Origin of the sequence: Streptomyces sp. NPDC046915, from assembly GCF_040644935.1 — a bacterium.
In the GTDB taxonomy this organism is placed as follows: Bacteria; Actinomycetota; Actinomycetes; order Streptomycetales; family Streptomycetaceae; genus Streptomyces.
Map to the genome: position 1 here is coordinate 1 of NZ_JBEYXB010000013.1, position 20409 is coordinate 20409.

Here is a 20409-nt window from a genome sequence, read left to right on the forward strand (position 1 = left end):
GCGCCCCCCCCGCCCCAGTCCTTGTAGCGGCCGCTGCCGGGGGGGGGGGGGGCCCCCCACCCCCCGCCCGCCCCACCACCGGCTTGTCCGCATACGTTCGTCCCCGCTACGAGCCGCCGGCACAACGGCGGCTCCCCGGACGGGAGATGATCGGGGGTGCACACGTGCGCATCGGACTGCTGACGGAGGGTGGCTATCCGTATGTGAGCGGTGACGCCGGACTCTGGTGCGACCGGCTCGTGCGCGGGCTCGGGCAGCACGAGTTCGACATCTACGCGCTCAGCCGCACCCAGCGACAGGAGGACGAGGGCTGGGTCCCGCTTCCACCGCAGGTCAGCCGGGTACGAACCGCACCGCTGTGGACCGCCGAGGACGACGGGGCGGTGCACGGGCGGCGCGCACGCCGACGCTTCGCCGAATGCTACGAGGAACTCGCCCAGGCGGTCTGCGCGGCCTCCGATGCCGAGCCCCATGCCCTGGCGGACCGTTTCGGCAGCGCGCTGTACGGACTCGCCGAACTCGCCCGGGACGAGGGCGGACTCCCCGGCGCGCTGCGCTCCGAAACCGCCGTACGTGCCCTGGAGCGCGCCTGTCGCGCGCCCGGCGCCCTGCGCACCGCGCGCGAGGCCCGCGTCCCCGAACTGCTCACCGTCGCCGCACACCTCGAAGGCGCCCTGCGCCCCCTCTCCCTCGACTGGTACGAGGACGAGGGCCTCGGCTCGGCCGACCTGTGCCACGCCACGACCGGCGGTCCGGCGGCCCTGGCCGGACTCCTCGCCGGCCACTTCTGCGAAGTGCCGCTGCTCGTCACCGAGTACGGCGTACAACTGCGCTCCCACTACCTGGCCTCCGGCCCCGGCACCGCGGCCCCGGCCGTACGGGCCCTGCTCGCCGCCTTCCACCGCCTGCTCGCCGCCGAGATCTACCGGCGGGCCGCGATCATCACACCCGGCAACGCGCACGCCCGCCGCTGGCAGGAACGCTGCGGCGCGGACCGCGTCAGGATCCGTACCGTCCACCCGGGCATGGAGGCGTCCCGCTTCGCGGAGGCCGGCGAGTCCCCGGACCGCGCCGACCCCTTCACGCTGGTCTGGGTCGGCCGGGTGGACCCCGCCAAGGACCTGGTGTCCCTGCTGCACGCCTTCGCCGAGGTGCGCAGGGCCGAGCCCACGGCACGGCTGCGCATCGTGGGCGCGGCGACCGGACCCGAGGCCCAGGCGTATCTGGGGCAGTGCGAGGTGCTGGCCGCACAGCTCTTCCCGGACGAGGCGGAGGGCGTGCACGCGGTCGGCGAGAACCCCGTCTCCTTCGAGGAGATCGGCGGCCCCGAGGCCCCGACCCTCGCCGACGTCTACGCGGCGGGCGCCGTCGTCGTCCTGTCCAGCGTCGTCGAGGGCTTCCCGGTCAGCCTGGTCGAGGCCATGCTCTGCGGCCGGGCCACGGTGTCCACGGACGTCGGGGCGGTGGTCGAGGCTGTCGGCGGCACCGGCCTCGTCGTGCCGCCGCGCAATCCGCGAGCGCTCGCGGAGGCGTGCGTGGCGCTGCTGCGCGACCCCGAGCGTCGTGCGCGCCTGGGCGCCGCCGCCCGCGCCCGCGCACTCGAACTGTTCACCGTCGAGCAGAACATCGCGGCATTCCACAGCATCTACCTGGAGATCGTCTCGCGCTGTCCGGTACGCCGCGTGATCACCGGCAAGACCGGCGAACCCCTCCCGTTCGCCGTCCCCGCCGAGGCCCGCGTCCCCAGCCGCTGGACCGGCCCCACGGCCCGCGTCGTGGCCCGCGGCGGCCCCGGCTGGGCGACCGGCGCACCGGTGCGGGCCACCCGCACGGCGGCGGCGGAGGCGGCACGATGAGCGGCCTCGGCGAACTGGACCGCCCAGGAACCCCCGACAACCCCGGCGCGTGGGACTCACGGTCGCAGGAGTGGCTGGCGGAGGAGGCGCCGACACCGGGTGGGACGGCGACACCGGGTGGGACGGCGACGGCGGGTGGGACGGCGATGGCGGGCGGGACGGCGCCGCCCGAGGCGACGGTGACGCCGGAGGCGACCGCGGAGCCGGGGTTACGCACGCCGCTCCCGGCTCCCATGGGCGGTACCCCCGGGTCCGCAGCCCGTCGAGGCGCCGCCGACCCGGTCAAGGCGCTGATGTACCGTCACCGCGAGCTGTGCGAACGGGCCGTGGACCCGCTGGAGATCGCGGCGGGCCTCGAGGCACACGGCCTCACCGACCGGACCGCCGCGAGCTTTCGCCACCGGGACGTCTTCTCCCTCGCCGAGGAGATGTTCGCGCGCGCGTCCCTCGACGGCGACACCCTCCCGCCCGCCGACACCACCGCCCTGCCCCGGCCCCGCCTCGACTGGGCCCTGCTCACCCTCCTGCCAGGCGTCCTCGGCGCCGCGGTGGTGACCGGTCTGCGCCTCACCCATGGCCGGCCCCGCCTGCTGGTCGCCGCCGTGGGCCTCCTCGCCATCGCCCTCGCGGTGCGTGCGGCACTGCGCCGGGGCCCGCTGAGCACAGCGACCGGCACACGCGCGTGGCGCGCGTCGACCCGCACGCGCGCGTCGACCCTCTGGCTCCTCGCCTACGCCCTGCTCGGCGACGGCCTGCTCCGAGCCGTCCTGGACGGCGGCCCCGACGAACTGCCGACCGGCACCGCGGACGGCTCCTGGCCCCTGGCCACCGCACCCGCACTGGCCCTCTTCCTGAGCTGCGCCCCGGCGGCCTGGTGCGCCCACCTGTTCGCCGCGCGGGCCCACCGCAGACTCACGGCCAGCCGCGGCCTGGAGGAGTTCGCCGCCGCCACCCGACCGGCGCTGTTCGGCACGTTCGCCCTGTTCCTGGCCCTCCTCACGGCTCTGCTCGCCCTGTGCGGCGCGGTCCTGCACCAGCCCGCCGCCTACCCCCAGGCCCTCACCCTGGGCGCCCTCCTCCTGCTCGCCCGCCTGCTCACCGTCCACCGCCGTCGCCACGCCCCGGCCCTGATCCTGGCCGCCGCGGCCGCGACGGAGGCAGCGGCCTCGGCTCTGGACCTCACGGGCCGCCTGCCCGGGTGCGCCATCGTGGCGGCCCCCGTCGAGTCGCTCGTGGCCACCTGGGGCCCGGGCAGCGTGCCGACCCTCGCCTGCGCGACCGCGGCGCTGACCCTGCTGGTCCACGCGAGCCGCACCTTGACCCGGGCCTCGGCCCACGCGCCGGCGGAGGACCGGACGGGAGACGGGCCATGACGAGACCGGCCATGACGAGACCGGCCATGACGAGACCGGCCATGACATGACCCGGCATGACGAACCCAGGCATGACGAACCCAGGCCCAGGCGCCCGGCCGTTCGCCGCAGGCAACCGCACCACCCCCTCGAAGGAGAACACCAGATGACCACCTCCCGACCCGGAGCGTCCGGAGCCACCGGAACAGCCGGAGCGATCACCCCGGGAGCGGCCCGATGAGAGTCCTGCTGATCGGAGCCAACGGCTACCTCGGCCGCTTCGTCGCCGACCGCCTGCTCGCCGACCCGGCCGTCCAGCTCACCGCACTCGGCCGCGGCGACGACGCCGACGTCCGCTTCGACCTGGCGACGGGCAGCCCCGGCGCCCTCACCCGCTTCCTCGACGCGGTCCACCCCGGAGTCGTCGTCAACTGCGCCGGCGCCACCCGCGGCGGCGCCCGCGAACTCACCCGGCACAACACCGTCGCGGTCGCCACCGTCTGCGAGGCCCTGCGCCGCAGCGGCTGCGGCGCGCGTCTGGTGCAGATCGGCTGTAGCTCCGAGTACGGCCCGAGCCAGCCCGGCTCCTCCACGGCCGAGGACGCCGTCCCCCGCCCCGGCGGCCCGTACGGCGTCAGCAAGCTCGCCGCCACCGAACTCGTCCTCGGCTCCGGCCTCGACGCCGTCGTGCTCCGCATCTTCTCGCCGGCCGGCCCCGGCACCCCGGCCGGCTCCCCGCTCGGCCGCCTCGCCGAGGCGATGCGCCGCGCCATGCAGTCCGGTGACGGCGAACTCAAGCTCGGCGGTCTCGGCGTCCAGCGGGACTTCGTCGACGTACGCGACGTCGCCCGCGCCGTCCACGCAGCCTCGCTGTCCGCCGCGCAAGGAGTCATCAACATCGGCTCGGGCCGAGCCGTGCGCCTGCGGGACGCCGCCACCGTCCTCGCCCGGGTGGCCGGGTACGGCGGCGCCCTGCACGAGCTCGACGGCCCGCCCGGCCCGCTGCGGCCCGCCATCGGCCACCCCCGCTCCGAGACCGACCACGCCGCCCCGGTCGCGTACCCGTACCCCGACGGCTGCGGCAGCTGGCAGCAGGCCGACGTGCGCACCGCCCGCGACCGGCTCGGCTGGCGCCCCCGGATCAACCTCGAGGAGTCCCTCGCCGACATCTGGATGGAGGCGGCATGCCGTATCTGACCAGCACCAGATCGGGCACCGCGACCACCCGCGTACGCACCGGCTTCGGCGTCCCGGGCTTCGCCCACCCCCTCGTCGCCCCGGCCGAGTGGGCCGCGCTGGCCCGCCCCGGCGCGCCCCTGCACTGGGTCGTCCTCAACGTCGCCCAGGGCCCCGGCACCCGCCCCGACCCGCACTGTCTCCAGGCGGCCGGGCGGCTGCGCAACGCGGGCGTGCGCGTCCTCGGTCACCTGGACGCCAGGTACGGCCTCCGTGCCTTCGGCGAGCTGGTCGCGGACGCGCACCGCTTCCTCGACTGGTACCAGGCCGACGGCTTCCTGCTGGACCGCTGCCCCGCCGAGCGCACCGCGCTCGGCGAGGTCCGCCGCACGGTGAGCACGCTGCGCGCGATCCGTGACGACGCCCACATAGTCCTCGGCCACGACACCCACCCCCATCCGGGATACGCCGAGAACGCCGACCAGCTGGTGACCTTCTCCGGCTCCTGGAGCGACTACCGCTGGTCGCAGGTCGCCGAGTGGACCGCCGACTACCCGCCCGACCGCTTCTGCCACTTCGTGCACGGCGTGCCGCGCGGTCACCTCGACGAGGCGCTGCGCATCGCCCGCTGGCAGGGCGCGGCGACCATCTGGTTCACCGACCGCACCGATCGCGGCGGTCCTGGAAGCCGGGGCGGTCGCGTCGACCCGTGGGAGGGTATGCCCGGCTACTGGGACGAAATCGTCTCGCGTGTCGGAACGGGTGTCTCGGAATGAAAAAGGCCGTGGCAGTGTTACGCGAAGAACAACCGTACTGTTTGACCGACCAACGGAGTCCCCGTGTCGCTGCCACCCCTGGTCGAGCCAGCTGCTGAGCTCACCGTAGACGAGGTCCGCAGGTACTCCCGCCACCTGATCATCCCCGACGTCGGGATGGACGGGCAGAAGCGGCTGAAGAACGCCAAGGTGCTCTGTGTGGGCGCGGGCGGCCTGGGCTCGCCGGCGCTGATGTACCTGGCCGCCGCGGGCGTCGGCACCCTCGGCATCGTGGAGTTCGACGAGGTCGACGAGTCGAACCTGCAGCGCCAGATCATCCACAGCCAGTCCGACATCGGCCGCTCCAAGGCCGAGTCCGCGCGCGACAGCGTCAAGGGCATCAACCCGTACGTGAACGTGATCCTTCACGAGGAGCGGCTCGAGGCCGACAACGTGATGGACATCTTCAGCCAGTACGACCTGATCGTCGACGGCACCGACAACTTCGCGACCCGCTACCTGGTCAACGACGCGTGCGTGCTGCTGAACAAGCCGTACGTGTGGGGCTCGATCTACCGCTTCGACGGCCAGGCCTCGGTCTTCTGGTCCGAGCACGGCCCCTGCTACCGCTGCCTCTACCCGGAGCCCCCGCCCCCCGGCATGGTCCCCTCCTGCGCCGAGGGCGGCGTGCTGGGCGTGCTGTGCGCGTCCATCGGCTCCATCCAGGTCAACGAGGCCATCAAGCTCCTCGCGGGCATCGGCGAGCCGCTGGTCGGCCGCCTGATGATCTACGACGCCCTGGAGATGCAGTACCGCCAGGTCAAGGTCCGCAAGGACCCGAACTGCGCGGTCTGCGGCGAGAACCCGACCGTCACCGAGCTCATCGACTACGAGGCCTTCTGCGGCGTCGTCTCCGAGGAGGCCCAGCAGGCGGCGGCCGGCGCCACGATCACTCCCAAGCAGCTCAAGGAGTGGATCGACGACGGCGAGAACATCGAGATCATCGATGTCCGCGAGCCGAACGAGTACGAGATCGTCTCCATCCCCGGCGCCCGCCTGATCCCGAAGAACGAGTTCCTCATGGGCACCGCCCTCGAGGGCCTCCCGCAGGACAAGAAGATCGTCCTGCACTGCAAGACGGGTGTCCGCAGTGCGGAAGTCCTCGCCGTCCTGAAGTCCGCGGGCTTCGCCGACGCCGTCCACGTCGGCGGCGGCGTCATCGGCTGGGTCAACCAGATCGAACCGGACAAGCCGGTCTACTGAGCCACGGCTCGTCCCGCTCGTCCGACGGCGGGGGTTTCGCGCACCGTGGGTGCGTGGGGCCCCCGCCGTCGTCATGAGCAGACCTTGCCGTCCTTCGGGACCGTGCCGTTCAGCAGGTAGGCGTTCACCGTCGAGTCGACGCAGTCGCTCCCACGGCCGTACGCCACGTGCCCCTCGCCCTTCCAGGTGAGCTCGACACCGATGCCCCGGCCCAGTTCGTCGGCCATCCTGCGGGTGCCCTCGTACGGCGTCGCCGGGTCCCCGGTGTTGCCGACCAGCAGGATCGGTGCCGCGCCCGGCGCGCTCACCTCGGGGGTCTCGTACTGTCCGGGCACCGGCCAGTCGTGGCACCAGCCGGCCGCGTCCCAGCCCAGGAAGTCCCCGAAGACCGGCGAGATCTTCTCGAAGCGGGGCAGCAGCTTCTTCGTCTCCGGGAGCGTGGGCCGCTCCTTGTCGTCCAAGCACGATATGACCCGTTGGGCCTGGGTGGTCGTGCCGTAGTGCCCCGAGGAGTCCCGCTCGTTGTAGTCGTCGGCGAGCGACAGCAGCTGCGTTCCGTCTCCCTCTTCCGCCGCGGTGAGCGCGCCGGTCAGCTCCGGCCAGCGGGACTCGCTGTACAGCGGCAGGATGATGCCGGTGACGGCCAGTGTCTGAGTCAGCCTCCGCCCGGAGGACGTGGGCAGCGGCCTCGCGTCGATCCGTTTCAGCAGGTCCACGATCTTCTGCGACCCCTTCGCGGGATCCTGGCCCCGCGACTTCAGGTAGTCGTCGAGTGCCCGCTGGAAGCCCTTGGCCTGGTTCTCGGCGTGACCCACCGAATCCGCGCTCGGATCGACCACCGCGTCGAGGACCAGGCGCCCCACGTTCTTCGGGAACAAGTGGGCGTAGACGCCGCCCAGTTCGGTGCCGTAGGAGAAGCCGAAGTAGTGCGTCCTGGCGTCACCGAGCACCTGGCGGATCAGGTCCATGTCGCGGGCGGTGTCGGTGGTCGAGACGTGGGCCATCAGTTTCCCGGCGGCCCGCGAGCAGCCCTTGCCGAAGTCGGTGGCGTCCTGGAAGTACGCCTTCTCCTCGGCCGGGGTGTCGGGAGTGGCGTCCACCGCTTCGGCGGCCTGGACGTCCTTGTCGCCGCGGCAGCGGATGCCATGGTCGGCCCCGACCCCGCGCGGGTCCCAGCTCACCAGGTCGTACCGCTCGCGCAGCGCGGACATGGTGGGCCCGAAGGCGGGCATCGTCGAGACTCCCGAGCCGCCCGGTCCGCCGAAGTTGAACAGCAGGGAGCCGATGCGGTCGTCCCCGGTGGCCTTCGCCCGGATCAGCGCCAGGCCGATGGTGGCTCCCTCGGGCTTGCTCCAGTCGAGCGGCACCTTCAGCGTCGCGCACTGCCACTCACCGCTCGGCGCCGGGGAGCCCCCGGTGGCCTTGCAGCCGCCCCAGTCGAGCTTCTGGGCCGTGAGCGAGGAGGGGAGGCCGGCGGCGGAGGTCGCGGTCAGCGCCGCCGACGGCGCATCGGACCGCCGCTTCGCGTCGTCCCCGCTTCCGCCCGACCCGCCGCCGCACCCGGCCAACAGCATCGCGGCGGAGACCAGGGCCGACCACCGTACGAAACGCGACATGCACACCCCCTCGCCATGCCCTCCGCGTCTCGGTCGCGGTGAGCGGTCAAGCCATGGTAGGCGGATCTTCCCGAGCCCGTTTCAGCCTGTGGATAACCTTCTGACCTGCGGATTTCTGTCGTCGGTTCGAGGCAGATCAGGGGGATGGATCAGGGAGATGGGACAGGAGAGGCGGATCAGGAGCAGACCGTCCCCGCCGGGGGGACCTTGCCGTCCAGCAGATAGCCGTTCACCGCGGCCTGCACGCACTTGTTCTTGCTGTCGTACGCGCCGTGCCCCTGTCCCCTGTACGTCAGTTCGATGCCGACGCTCTTGCCGAGCGCGTCCACCATCTTCTTCGCGCCCTCGTACGGCGTCGCCGGGTCACCGGTGTTGCCGACGACGAGGATCGGCGCCGCCCCGGGCGCGCTGACGTCGGGGTGGTCGGCGGCGCCCGCCACGGGCCAGTCGGTGCAGCCGATCATGCCCCAGGCCAGGTAGTCCCCGAACAGGGCGGAGGCGGAGCGGAATTCCGGCAGCTTCTGCTGGATGTCGGCGGTGGTGTAGCGCGGTTTCGCGTCGGAACAGTTGATCGCGGTGTTCGCGGCGGCGATGTTGCTGTACTCGCCGTTCTCGTTGCGTCCGTTCATGGAGTCGGACAGCAGCATCAGGATCCTGCCGTCGCCCTCGTAGGCCTGCTCCAGCCCCTCGGTGAGGTACTCCCAGAAGTCCTTCGAGTACAGCGACTGCGCGATTCCGTTGGTCGCGTCGCTCTGGGTCAGCTCGCGGGGGAGGATGCCGGGGATCGGTTTGCGGTCGAGGTCGGCCAGCAGCTTGGCGATGCGGTCCTTGACGTCCTGCGCGGTGTCGCCGATCGGGCAGTCGGTGGTCTTCGAGGTGCAGTCCCCGGCGAAGTTGTCGAGCGCCAGCTGGAAGCCCCTGGCCTGCCCGAGCGAGCTCTGCTCGGGATCCTGGGTGGGGTCGACGACGGCGTCGAAGACGGCGCGGCCGACGTTCCTGGGGAACAGGTGGGCGTAGACGCCGCCGAGTTCGGTGCCGTAGGAGATGCCGAAGTAGTGCAGCTTGGCGTCGCCGAGGACCTGGCGCATCAGGTCCATGTCACGGGCCGCGTCCGTGGTGCGCACGTGCGGCAGGATCTTCTTGGAGTGCTTCTCGCAGGCGGCGTTGAACTGCTTGGTGCGGTCCAGGAGCTGGGTGCGCTCCGCGCTGTCGTCCGGTGTGGCGTCCTGCTGGAAGTACGCGTCGAGCTGCGCGTCGCTCTCGCACTCCACGGGCGCGCTGCGGCCCACCCCGCGCGGGTCGAAGCTCACCAGGTCGTAGCGGGTGCGCAGCTGCGCGTAGTCCTCGCCGAACGCGGGCAGTGTGGTGACGCCGCTGCCGCCGGGGCCGCCGAAGTTGAACACGAGCGAGCCGATCCGCTTGCTCGCCGCTCCGCTCGCCCTGGCTCGGATCAACGCCAGATCGATGGTGTCGCCCTTGGGCTTGCTCCAGTCGAGGGGCGCCTTCATCGTGGCGCACTGCCACTTGGCGCCGCCCGGCAGCGGCGACGGGGCACCGCCGCCGCCCTCGGCCGCCGAGGGGGCGGGGCAGTCCTGCCAGTCCAGCTTCTGCGCCGTCAGGTCCCCGTCCCTCTCCCCCTGATCGCACCCCGCCAGCAGTGCGGACAGCAGCGCCGCGGAAGCCAGGGCGGCGACGGCTCGGATCCGGGAGGGGTTCGGCATGTTTCCATCCTGCGGCCGCGTGACGCTGGGCGCGCGGGACGCGAGCCGTACGAGGTACGCCCCGCATCGGGCGTTAAAGTGCGCCCTTGCGCGACAGGTGGTTGAAGGCCAGCCAGCCCGGGAGGACCGGCAGCCACAGTGTCAGCAGCCGGAACAGCAGTACGGCGGGTGCGGCGACCTCCTTGGGAAGACCGACGGCGATCAGGCCGACGGTCAGGGTGGCCTCGACCGCTCCGACGCCGCCCGGGGTGGGCGCCGCGGAGCCGAGCGCGTTGCCGGCCAGGAAGACCACGGCGACGCTGGCGATGCTCAGCGAGGTCGTGTCGTCGCCGAAAGCGCGGATCGACGCGTCCAGGCACATCACGAAGCAGGCGGTCAGCAGCAGCATGCCGCCGATGCCGGTGACCAGCTTCTGCGGCCGCTGCAGGACGTCCAGCATGCGCGGCACGACACCGGCGAACAGCGACCTCACGCGCGTGACGACGAACTTCCGCAGGAAGGGCACCGAGGTCACCACGAGCACGAGCACCGCCACCGTCAGCAGACCGGCGATGACCGTCCGGGACGGCGACAGCGACGGCGTCTTCTCGGTGCCGGTCAGATAGCCGAAGGACAGCAGCATCAGGATGTGGCAGCCGAGCCCGAACAGCTGAGAGGCGCCGACGCTCGCCACCGCGAGGCCGGGGCGCACGCTCGCGCGCTGGAGGAAGCGGGTGTTGAGCGCGACACCACCGACCGCGGCCGGTGCCACGATCTTCACGAACGAGCCGGCGACCTGCGCGGCCACGGTCCGCAGGAAGGGCACCCGCTCGGGCACGAAGCCCAGCAGAGCCATCGCCGCCGCGAAGTAGCTCGCCGCCGAGAACAGCACGGCCGCGGCCACCCAGCCCCACTGGGCATTGGCGACCAGCGGACCGAGCTCGATGTGCGTGAGCTGCGTCAGCAGGAAGTACGCACCGATCGCGCCGGCGATGAAACTGATCAGTGTGCGCGGTCGCACCCGCTCCAGCCGGGCCGGCTCCACGGGCGCCTGCGGCCTGATCCGCAGCACCTGGTGCCGGATCTGGGTGAGCAGATCCTCCTCGCGCGCTTCCTCCAGGGCCTCGTCGATGGCCCGCTTCTCGGCCCGCTGCTCGGCGCGCACGGTCTTCTTGTCGGGCTTCTCCAGTGCGGGTCTGGTGTCGTCCGAGGCTTCCTCCAGGCGGGCCTGCCTGGCCTGCCGGGACGCTTCGAGGACCGCGTCGCGCTCGCGCTGGGCCCGTTCCCTGGCCAGTTTTCGCAGCGTCGCGCGCGTGGAGCGGGTCAACGCGATCGGCTGGAGCATGGGCAGACAGTCGGCGACCGCGTCGGGGCCGAGGACGCCGACCGCGGAGGCCACCGCACGCTCGGCGCCCACCCGCAGGCCGAGCGTGGTGACCAGCTGGGCGACGTCCATGCGCAGCAGCAGGTCACCGGCCGCGATCTCGCCGCCGCGCAGATCGGTGAGGATCACCGTGCCGGAACGATCCACCAGAATCGCGTCACCCGCGAGCCTGCGGTGCGCGATGCGCCGGGACTGCAGGGCCTGCACCTGGTGCCAGGTGCTGCGCAGCAGGTCGTCGGTGATCTCGTCGTCGGCCAGCGAGTCGAGGCTGCGCGCGCCGGTGTGCTCGTAGACGAGTATCACGGCGTCGGGGCCCAGCTCGGACGTGGCGATCAGCTTGGGGGCGTTGGCACCCGCCGCGATCGCCGCGTACGCCAGCAGCGCCTCCTGCTCCAGCGCCTGGCGCAGCGACTGGAGGCTGGAGCGGGTGGCGAAGCCGCGCAGGGTGAGATTGCGCCACGCGCGGTAGAAGAAGCCCTGGGCCTGCTGCTCCCGGTCGACGACCGTGACGTCCAGCGGCGGGCCGTCCTCCAGGGTCACGAAATAGCGCCGGCCGCGGTCCGCGTTCTCGGCGTCCGGGGCCTCGTCGCGGGCCGCGCTGACCGGGTGGAATCCGACGTGCCGCAGCCCTGCCATCAGGGTCTGGCCGGTGGGCCGGATGTTGGGGGAGCCGACCGCGTACAGCGTGCCGTAGGCCACCGTCCAGCCGATCAGCACGGTCAGGATGATCGAGAAGGGCGTCGTGTAGCCGGTGACCAGCATCGAGAAGGCGTCGAGCAGCAGCACGATCCACAGCACCGCGCGCCAGCGGGGCCGCCGGGACATGCCGACGGCCGTCATGTAGGCGATGACGGGGGCGAGGTAGCCGTGCACCGGGTCGGTCAGGGCGTGGATGTCACCGGGGGAGGGCTGGGTGAGGGCCTCCTGGATGGAGCCCGGGGCGGCCCGGGCGACCCACAGGTCGGTGGCGAGTGTCACACCGTGCGCGAGGACCGCCGCGAGCACGCCGTCGGCGATGCGCAGCCCGTCCCGTTTGATCAGCCGCTCGATCGCGAACGCGACCGGCACCAGGAGGATCGCGATGCTCGACGCCAGCCCCGCGATCTTGATCAGCAGATCGGGTGCCTGGCCGGTGCCCTTGTTGATGTCCTGTTCGAACCCTGAGGTCGTCCCGTGCGCGAACGCGGCGATCGCCAGCAGTACGGCGATGGCGAGCACGCCCACCAGCAGGCGCATCAGGTCGGAGGGACGGTGTACGCGCGCGGGGAGCAGCGGTTCGTCGCCCTCGACGGCGTCGGCGTGCACCTCGTCATCCGGGTCGGTGGCGGGCGCCGCCGCGGCGTCGTCGGGCCGCCGCGTGTCCTTGGGGGCCGGACGCTCGGCGCCTGCTTCGGCGGGGTCCGGGCGCGACGCCGCGGCAGAGGTGCCCTCCGCGCCTTCGGGGTGCACGCCCTGCTGCTTCATCGTCTCTTCTTGATCTCGTATCACCAGTCACCGCCCGCACGATGGTGGCATGCCGCACCGACACACGGGGGCATCAGGGTGCAAATGCGGGGGCGCACAGTCTGCCGGAAGCTCCGCCGGAGGGCGAGAGGCCGTCCTGCCGCCGTCCGCGTCACGTTGTCGGTGGGGTGGGGCAGGATGAGGCGGATGAGCGAGCAGAGGCACCCGGAGGACATGCCCGCCGGATACGTGGACGCGCTGCCGGAGTACGCCGAGCGGGTCCTCGACGTCGCCGAGCGGATCCCGCCCGGGCGCGTCATGACGTACGGGGACGTCGCGGAGTGGCTCCAGGAGGGCGGCCCGCGCCAGGTGGGCCGGGTCATGGCTCTCTACGGCGGAGCGGTGCCGTGGTGGCGGGTCGTCCGCGCGGACGGCGTCCTGCTGCCCGGCCACGAACTGCGGGCGCTCGAGCACTACCGCGCCGAGGGCACTCCGCTGAAGGAGGCGGGCACGGCGGCCGAGGGCCACCTGCCCCGCCTCGACATGAGGCGGGCCAGGTGGGACGGCGGCGAGAGCGCGGAGGGTCACACCTGACAGCTTCCGCCATCGAACGCCCATGAGGGGAGCCCGTGGCTCATAAGGGGAAAACGGGGCACGTCCGTGGCATGGCGTACGTTCGTGAGTCGTGGGACTCGCGTGGCACGAGCGCCGCGAGGGATGAACCGGAAGACCTGCTTCCGTCCCTTTCGTCGGCGTCACCGGCGTAGCGTCGGCTGCGCGCGTCTCCCTCACCCCGCGGCCACCGTCACGCACGCGTGACCGCCTGCCAACCAGCACACCCACCAGGACCGGCGAACCACGTGAGCTCCTCTTCCTCCACCAGGCGCCTGCCGCACCCCCCGGTGCGGCAGGGGAACAGCGGCGCTTACCGACTGGTGCGTACCCCTCCGACCGAGCAGGCTCCCCTCCGTCTGGACGCCGCTCAGCGCGCCGTGGTTGACCACCGGTCCGGCCCGCTGCTCGTCCTCGCAGGTCCCGGCACCGGCAAGACCACCACGCTCGTCGAATCCGTGGCCGCGCGGATCGCCCGTGGCGGGGACCCCGATCGCATCCTGGTGCTGACGTTCAGCCGCAAGGCGGCCGTCGACCTGCGCGACCGCATGGCCCGGCGCATAGGGGCGGCCCGCGCCCCCCAGGCGACCACATTCCACTCGTACTGCTACGCCCTGGTCCGCGCCCACCAGGACAGCGACCTCTTCGTGGAGCCACTGCGCCTGCTCTCCGGCCCCGAGCAGGACGTCACCGTCCGCGAGCTGCTCGCGGGCCGGCCCGAGCTGGAGCGGCTCGGACTGGACCACCTGCGCTGGCCGGACGAGCTGCGCGCCTGCCTGACCACCCGGGGCTTCGCCGACGAGGTCCGAGCGGTCCTCGCCCGCAGCCGCGAGCTCGGCCTGGGACCCGACGCCCTGGACGCCTTCGCCCGGCGCATCGGCCGCCCCGACTGGCAGGCCGCGGCGGCCTTCCTCGCCGAGTACCTCGACGTCATCGATCTGCAAGGCGTGCTGGACTACGCCGAACTCGTCCACCGCGCGGTGCTCCTCGCCCGCCGCCCGGAGACCGCCGCACGGCTCGCCGCCCGGTACGACGCCGTGTACGTCGACGAGTACCAGGACACCGACCCGGCCCAGGTGCGCCTGCTGCACGCCCTCGCCGGCGGCGGCCGCACCCTGGTCGCCTTCGGCGATCCCGACCAGGCGATCTACGCGTTCCGGGGCGCCGACGTGAACGGCATCCTCGACTTCCCGCAGGCCTTCCCGCGCGCGGAGGGCCGTCCCGCGGCCGTGGAGGTCCTGCGCACCTCCCGCCGGTCCGGTGCCGCCCTGCTGGCCGCGACCCGCCTGCTGACCCAGCGCATGCCGCTGACCCGCCTCCCCGCCGACAAGGTCCGCGCCCACCGCGAGCTGACTCCGGTACGGGACTCGGGCCGCGCCGAGGTCTACACGTACCCCACACCCGGTACGGAGCTCGACAACATCGCCGACATCCTCCGCAGGGCGCACCTGGAGGACGGTGTGCCCTGGAACGACATGGCCGTCCTCGTGCGCGCGGGGTCCCGCACCATCCCGGCGGTCCGCCGCGCCCTCACGGCTGCCGGCGTCCCCCTGGACATCGACGGCGACGACCTGCCCCTGCGCCACGAACCGGCGGTGGCACCGCTGCTGACGGCACTCCGGGCGGTGGCCGCGGCGGAGGCGGCGGAACCCCCCGACCAGGCCGGTCAGGAAGCAGAGCAGCCCGGCCAAGACCCCGAGCAGGCCGACCAGGCCCCCTGCTGGCTCGACACCGAGACCGCCCTCACCCTGCTCGCCTCTCCCCTCGCCGGCATGGACGCCGCCGATCTGCGCCGCCTCGGCCGCGCCCTGCGCGAGGAGGAGCGGGCGGCCGGCAACCCACTGCCGCCGCCCTCGGACGAACTGCTCGCGCGGGCGCTGGCCGAACCCGAGCGCCTGGTCGCCCACGATCCCGCGTACGCGCGCGGGGCCCAGCGCCTCGGCGCGCTGCTCAGGAAGGCCCGGGAGCGCCTGGCGGGCGGCGGTACGGCCGAGGAGGCGCTGTGGGAGCTGTGGGAGGGCACGCCGTGGCCCGCTCGCCTGGAGCGGGCCGCCCGGCGCGGCGGCGCTGCCGGCCGCAACGCCGACCGTGACCTGGACGCGGTGTGCGCCCTGTTCGCGACCGCCGCGCGCGCGGAGGAGCGCACCGGCGGGCGGGGCGCCCTCAACTTCCTCGAGCAGATCGCGGCCGAGGACATCGCCGCCGACACGCTGACCCGGCGTGCGCTGCGGCCCGACGCCGTACGCCTGATGACCGCGCACCGCTCCAAGGGCCTCCAGTGGCGCCTGGTCGTCGTCGCCGGCGTCCAGGAAGGGCTGTGGCCCGACCTGCGTCGGCGCGGCTCCCTGCTGGAGGCCGACCGCATCGGCCGCGACGGGCTCGCCGAACCGCTCACTCCGGGAGCGCTTCTCGCCGAGGAGCGCCGCCTGTTCTACGTGGCCGCCACGCGCGCGCGTGAGCGCCTCGTCGTCACCGCGGTGAAGGCGCCCGCGGACGACGGCGACCAGCCCTCCCGGTTCCTCACCGAGCTCGGCGTCGAGCCGCAGGACGTCACCGGCCGCCCGCGCCGCCCGCTCTCCGTGGCCGCGCTGGTCGCCGAGCTGCGCGCCACGACGGTCGACCCGCGCGTGTCGGCGGCCCTGCGGGAGGCCGCCGCCCGCCGCCTGGCCCGGCTCGCCGCCCTCGCCGACGAGGACGGCCGCCCGCTGGTCCCGTCCGCGCATCCCTACCGCTGGTGGGGCATGTTCGAGCCGACCGAGAGCAAGGTGCCGCTGCGCAACCGCGACCAGCCCGTCGTGCTGTCCGGCAGCGCCCTCGACCAGCTCGCCAACACCTGCGCCCTCCAGTGGTTCCTGGGCCGCGAGGTGAAGGCCGACGCGCCCGCCACCGCCGCGCAGGGCTTCGGCAACGTCGTCCACGTCCTGGCCGACGAGGTCGCCTCCGGACGTACGCCCGCCGACCTCGACGTCCTCATGGAACGCCTGGAGTCCGTGTGGAACGCGCTCGCCTTCGACGCGCCCTGGAAGTCGGCGCAGGAGAAGCAGCACGCGCGCGTGGCGCTCGAACGCTTCCTGCGCTGGCATGTGCTGGACCGGACCGGGCGGACACCGCTGGCGAGCGAGCACGACTTCGACGTCACCCTCGAAGCGGGCGACTACGAAGTGCGCATCCGCGGTCAGATGGACCGGATCGAAGCGGACGGCGAGGGCCGGGCGTACGTCGTCGACTTCAAGACCGGCAAGCAGGCCCCGACCGCCCGCGAGGTGGAGCGGCACCCGCAGCTGGCCGTCTACCAGCTCGCGATCCGCGAGGGCGCCGTGGACGACGCCTTCGACGGCGCACGGCCCGAGCCCGGCGGCGCCGAACTGGTCCACCTGCGGCAGGGCGCCGCCCAGCGGGACGGCGGCGACAGCCTGCCGAAGGTGCAGGCTCAGGAGCCGCTGGAGGGCGAGTGGGTCGGCGACCTGCTGGCCACCGCCGCCGGGAAGGTGCTCGACGAGCGGTTCACCCCGAGCACGGGCCAGCACTGCACCCACTGCGCGTTCCGGGCGTCGTGCAGCGCACAGCCCGAAGGCCGCCAAGTGATCGAGTGATGCCGCACGTGGTCGAGTGGCGCCGCAAGTGATCGAGTGATGCACGTGACGCAACGCACCACCCCCGCTGACCAGCGCCTCCACCGGCTCGGAGGGGCGATCGGGCACAGGCTGTCAGTGCCCGCCACTAACCTCTGACGACATGTCCGCCCGTATCACCGACCCCGAGCAGCTCAAGGAGCTCCTCGGCATCCCGTTCACCCCGGAGCAGATGGCCTGCGTCACCGCACCGCCCGCTCCCCAGGTGATCGTGGCCGGAGCCGGTTCGGGCAAGACCACGGTGATGGCAGCGCGCGTGGTGTGGCTGGTCGGCACCGGCCAGGTCGCCCCCGAACAGGTCCTCGGCCTGACCTTCACCAACAAGGCCGCCGGCGAACTCGCCGAACGCGTCCGCAAGGCCCTGATCCGAGCCGGCGTCACCGACCCCGACGTCATCGACCCGGACAACCCGCCCGGCGAACCGGCGATCTCCACCTACCACGCCTTCGCCGGCCGGCTGCTGACCGACCACGGCCTGCGCATCGGGCTCGAACCGACGTCCCGCCTGCTCGCCGACGCCACCCGCTACCAGCTCGCCGCGCGCGTACTGCGCGAGGCGCCCGGCCCCTACCCGGCGCTGACCCGCTCCTTCGCCGACCTCGTCAGCGACCTCCTCACCCTCGACGCCGAGCTCGCCGAACACCTCGTACGCCCCGACGACCTGCGCGCCTGGGACGCCGACCTGCTGCACACCCTCGCCGATGCCAAGCTCACCAACGCCGACCTGCGCAAGGTCCCCGAGACGGCCGCCGCCCGGCGCGAACTCGCCGAGCTGGTGCTGCGCTACCGGGCCACCAAGCGCGAGCGGGACCTGCTCGACTTCGGCGACCAGATCGCCCTCTCCGCGGCCCTCGCCCAGCTCCCCGAAGTGGGCCGGGCCCTGCGCGAGGAGTTCCGCGTGGTGCTCCTCGACGAGTACCAGGACACCTCGGTGGCCCAGCGCGTCCTCCTGGCAGGCCTGTTCGGCGGTGGCACCGGCCACCCGGTGACCGCCGTCGGCGACCCCTGCCAGGCCATCTACGGCTGGCGCGGCGCCTCCGTCGCCAACCTCGACGACTTTCCCGAGCACTTCGCGCACCCCGACGGACACCCCGCCACCCGCCAGGCGCTCAGCGAGAACCGCCGCAGCGGCGGTCGCCTCCTCGACCTCGCCAACGGTCTCGCCGAACCCCTGCGCGCCATGCACGCGGGCGTGGAGGCCCTGCGCCCGGCCCCCGGCGCCGAGCGGGACGGCACGGTCCGCTGCGCCCTGCTGCGCACCCATGCCGAGGAGATCGACTGGATCGCCGACTCCATCGCCCACCTCGTCCACACGGGGAAGGCGCCCGGCGAGATCGCCGTTCTGTCCCGCACGGCGACCGACTTCGCCCAGATCCAGGGCGCCCTCGTCGCCCGGGACATCCCCGTCGAGGTGGTCGGCCTCTCCGGGCTGCTGCACCTGCCCGAGATCGCCGATCTCGTCGCCGTCTGCGAGGTGCTCCAGGACCCCGGCGCCAACGCCTCCCTGGTCCGTCTGCTGACCGGCCCGCGCTGGCGCATCGGCCCCCGAGACCTCGCCCTGCTGGGACGGCGCGCCCGCCTGCTCGTGTCCCACGCGCGCGTGGACGCCGAGGACGACCCGGACCGCCGGCTCGCCGAGGCCGTCGAGGGGGTCGACCCGTCCGAGGTGATCTCGCTCGCGGACGCACTCGACACGTTCCTCGAATCGCCCGTGTCACCCGCGGCCGGCTCCGGGGACGACGACGGGCTGCCCTTCTCTCCCGAGGCGCGCGTGCGGTTCGCACGCCTGGCGGCCGAGCTGCGCGAGCTGCGCCGCTCACTGGCCGACCCTCTGATGGACGTCCTGCACCGCGTCCTCACCGTCACCGGCCTGGAGGTCGAGCTGTCGGCGTCCCCCCACGCCCTCGCCGCGCGCCGCCGCGAGACGCTGTCCAACTTCCTGGACATCGCCGCGTCCTTCGCCGCGAACGAGAGCGAGGCGAGCCTGCTGGCCTTCCTCGGCTTCCTGCGCACCGCGGCCCAGTACGAAAAGGGCCTCGACAACGCCCTCCCCGGCGGGGAGAACACCGTCAAGGTGCTCACCGCGCACAAGTCCAAGGGCCTGGAGTGGGACGTCGTCGCCGTCCCCGGCCTGGTCACCGGCACCTTCCCCAGCGGCCAGGGCCGCGAGAAGTGGACCACCCAGGCCAAGGTGCTGCCGCACGGGCTGCGCGGCGACGCCGACACCCTGCCCGACATCGAGACCTGGGATTCCCGGGGCATGAAGGCCTTCCACGAGGCCATGAAGGACCACCAGCACACCGAGGAGCTCCGCCTCGGCTACGTCACCTTCACCCGCCCCCGCTCCCTGCTCCTCGGCTCCGGCCACTGGTGGGGCCCCAGCCAGAAGAAACCGCGCGGCCCCTCCGACTTCCTCATGGCCCTGTACGACCACTGCACCGCAGGACACGGCGAGATCGAGGCCTGGGCCGACGCACCCGAGGAGGACGAGGAGAACCCCGCGCTCGACCGGACGACCGCCGACCAGGCCTGGCCGCTGCCCCTGGACGCCGCCGCCCTGACCCGCCGCCGCGCCGCCGCCGAGACCGTCCTCGCCCACCTCGAGACCCTTGCCACCGGGGACGCCGGCCACCCGGTGGCCACCCACGACCCCGACACCCACGAGGACCCGGACTGGCCCGCCCCACCGGACGACGGAGAGCTCGGACACGACGAGCTGCCTCCGTACGACGAGCCACCCCCGCACGACGAACCCGACCCCTTCGAGGAGGACCCGGCCGACTGGGACGAGTGGACCACGGACCGGCCCACGGTCCCGCACCAGGCGACGGCCCCCGAGCCGCCCGCCGCCCGCCCCCGCCCTGCCGAACCGGACCCCGCGGCGCCCCTCACCCCCGAGGAGGCCCGCACCGTCGCCTCCTGGGACCGCGACCTCGACGCCCTCACCGGGGAACTCCTGCGCGCCCGGGAGAGCGTCACGGAGGTCCCGCTGCCGACCACACTGACCGCGTCCCAGCTGCTGCGCCTGACCGCCGACCCCGACGGATTCGCGCAGGAACTCGCGCGCCCCATGCCGCGCCCCCCGCAACCGGCCGCGCGCCGGGGCACCCGGTTCCATGCCTGGGTGGAATCCCGCTTCGAAGAGTTGACGCTGCCCATGCTGGAACCCGAGGACCTGCCCGGCGGCGAGGCGGAGATCGCCGACGAACGCGACCTCGAGGCCCTCAAGGAAGCCTTCGAACGCACCGAGTACGCCCACCGCACGCCCTACCGCGTCGAGGCCCCCTTCCAGCTCGCCCTCGCCGGCCGTGTCGTACGGGGTCGTATCGACGCCGTCTACCGGCACGGCGACGGCACGGAGACGACGTACGAGATCGTCGACTGGAAGACCGGCCGCGGTCGCACCGCCGACCCGCTCCAGCTCGCCGTGTACCGGCTCGCCTGGGCCGAGCAGCAGGGAGTGCCCCCGGAGTCGGTCACGGCCGCGTTCCTGTACGTGCGCAGCGGCGAGGTCGTCCGGCCCGCGCACCTGCCCGGGCGGGAGGAACTGGAGAGATCGCTCCTGGGGCGAGCAGAGTGTGACGAACCGCCCGCCGAGGATGTCGGTACGGGCCGATAGG

11 protein-coding genes are annotated in these 20409 nt (G+C 73.2%); 8 read left to right on the plus strand and 3 right to left on the minus strand.

Annotated features, from left to right (window positions below; translation table 11 throughout):
* The first annotated feature begins 164 nt into the window (after positions 1-164).
* The 5 genes from ABZ915_RS30020 (at position 165) to moeZ (ending at position 6402) form a co-directional block, all read left to right on the plus strand.
* A complete protein-coding gene (locus ABZ915_RS30020; protein ID WP_361809727.1) occupies positions 165-1856 on the plus strand; it encodes a DUF3492 domain-containing protein in 1692 nt (563 codons plus the stop codon).
* Positions 1853-3229 (plus strand): hypothetical protein, encoded by a 1377-nt coding sequence (locus ABZ915_RS30025; protein WP_361809729.1) that lies wholly within the window; start codon positions 1853-1855, stop codon positions 3227-3229. Before ABZ915_RS30020 ends, ABZ915_RS30025 begins: the two co-directional genes overlap by 4 nt.
* Before the next feature lie 216 nt (positions 3230-3445).
* Positions 3446-4405, plus strand: coding sequence for an NAD-dependent epimerase/dehydratase family protein (locus tag ABZ915_RS30030; RefSeq protein ID WP_361809731.1), 960 nt, complete (start codon positions 3446-3448; stop codon positions 4403-4405).
* Positions 4393-5160, plus strand: coding sequence for a spherulation-specific family 4 protein (locus ABZ915_RS30035; protein ID WP_361809733.1), 768 nt, complete (start codon positions 4393-4395; stop codon positions 5158-5160). Before ABZ915_RS30030 ends, ABZ915_RS30035 begins: the two co-directional genes overlap by 13 nt.
* A 63-nt stretch (positions 5161-5223) precedes the next feature.
* The gene (gene moeZ, locus ABZ915_RS30040; protein WP_361809735.1) at positions 5224-6402 is read left to right on the plus strand and encodes an adenylyltransferase/sulfurtransferase MoeZ; all 1179 of its coding nucleotides are present in this window, start codon (positions 5224-5226) and stop codon (positions 6400-6402) included.
* 71 nt (positions 6403-6473) lie between these two features.
* On the opposite strand, the gene ABZ915_RS30045 is transcribed toward moeZ, so the two are convergent.
* From ABZ915_RS30045 to ABZ915_RS30055, 3 genes are all read right to left on the minus strand, one after another.
* Positions 6474-8018, minus strand: a complete 1545-nt coding sequence (locus ABZ915_RS30045) for an alpha/beta hydrolase (RefSeq protein ID WP_361809737.1) — start codon at positions 8016-8018, stop codon at positions 6474-6476.
* 176 nt (positions 8019-8194) lie between these two features.
* Positions 8195-9739 (minus strand): alpha/beta hydrolase, encoded by a 1545-nt coding sequence (locus ABZ915_RS30050; protein WP_361809739.1) that lies wholly within the window; start codon positions 9737-9739, stop codon positions 8195-8197.
* A gap of 73 nt (positions 9740-9812) precedes the next feature.
* Positions 9813-12566, minus strand: a complete 2754-nt coding sequence (locus ABZ915_RS30055) for a lysylphosphatidylglycerol synthase domain-containing protein (RefSeq protein WP_361809741.1) — start codon at positions 12564-12566, stop codon at positions 9813-9815.
* Between the two features lie 186 nt (positions 12567-12752).
* Here ABZ915_RS30055 and ABZ915_RS30060 point away from each other — a divergent pair, with 186 nt between their 5' ends.
* The 3 genes from ABZ915_RS30060 to ABZ915_RS30070 all read left to right on the plus strand — a co-directional run bounded on the left by ABZ915_RS30060 (position 12753) and on the right by ABZ915_RS30070 (position 20408).
* On the plus strand, positions 12753-13139 hold the full coding sequence (locus tag ABZ915_RS30060; protein WP_361809743.1) for an MGMT family protein: 387 nt from the start codon (positions 12753-12755) through the stop codon (positions 13137-13139).
* Positions 13140-13405: 266 nt separating this feature from the next.
* Positions 13406-16750 (plus strand): ATP-dependent DNA helicase, encoded by a 3345-nt coding sequence (locus ABZ915_RS30065; protein ID WP_361809745.1) that lies wholly within the window; start codon positions 13406-13408, stop codon positions 16748-16750.
* Between the two features lie 142 nt (positions 16751-16892).
* Positions 16893-20408, plus strand: a complete 3516-nt coding sequence (locus ABZ915_RS30070) for an ATP-dependent DNA helicase (RefSeq protein WP_361809747.1) — start codon at positions 16893-16895, stop codon at positions 20406-20408.
* The last annotated feature ends 1 nt before the right edge of the window (position 20409 follow it).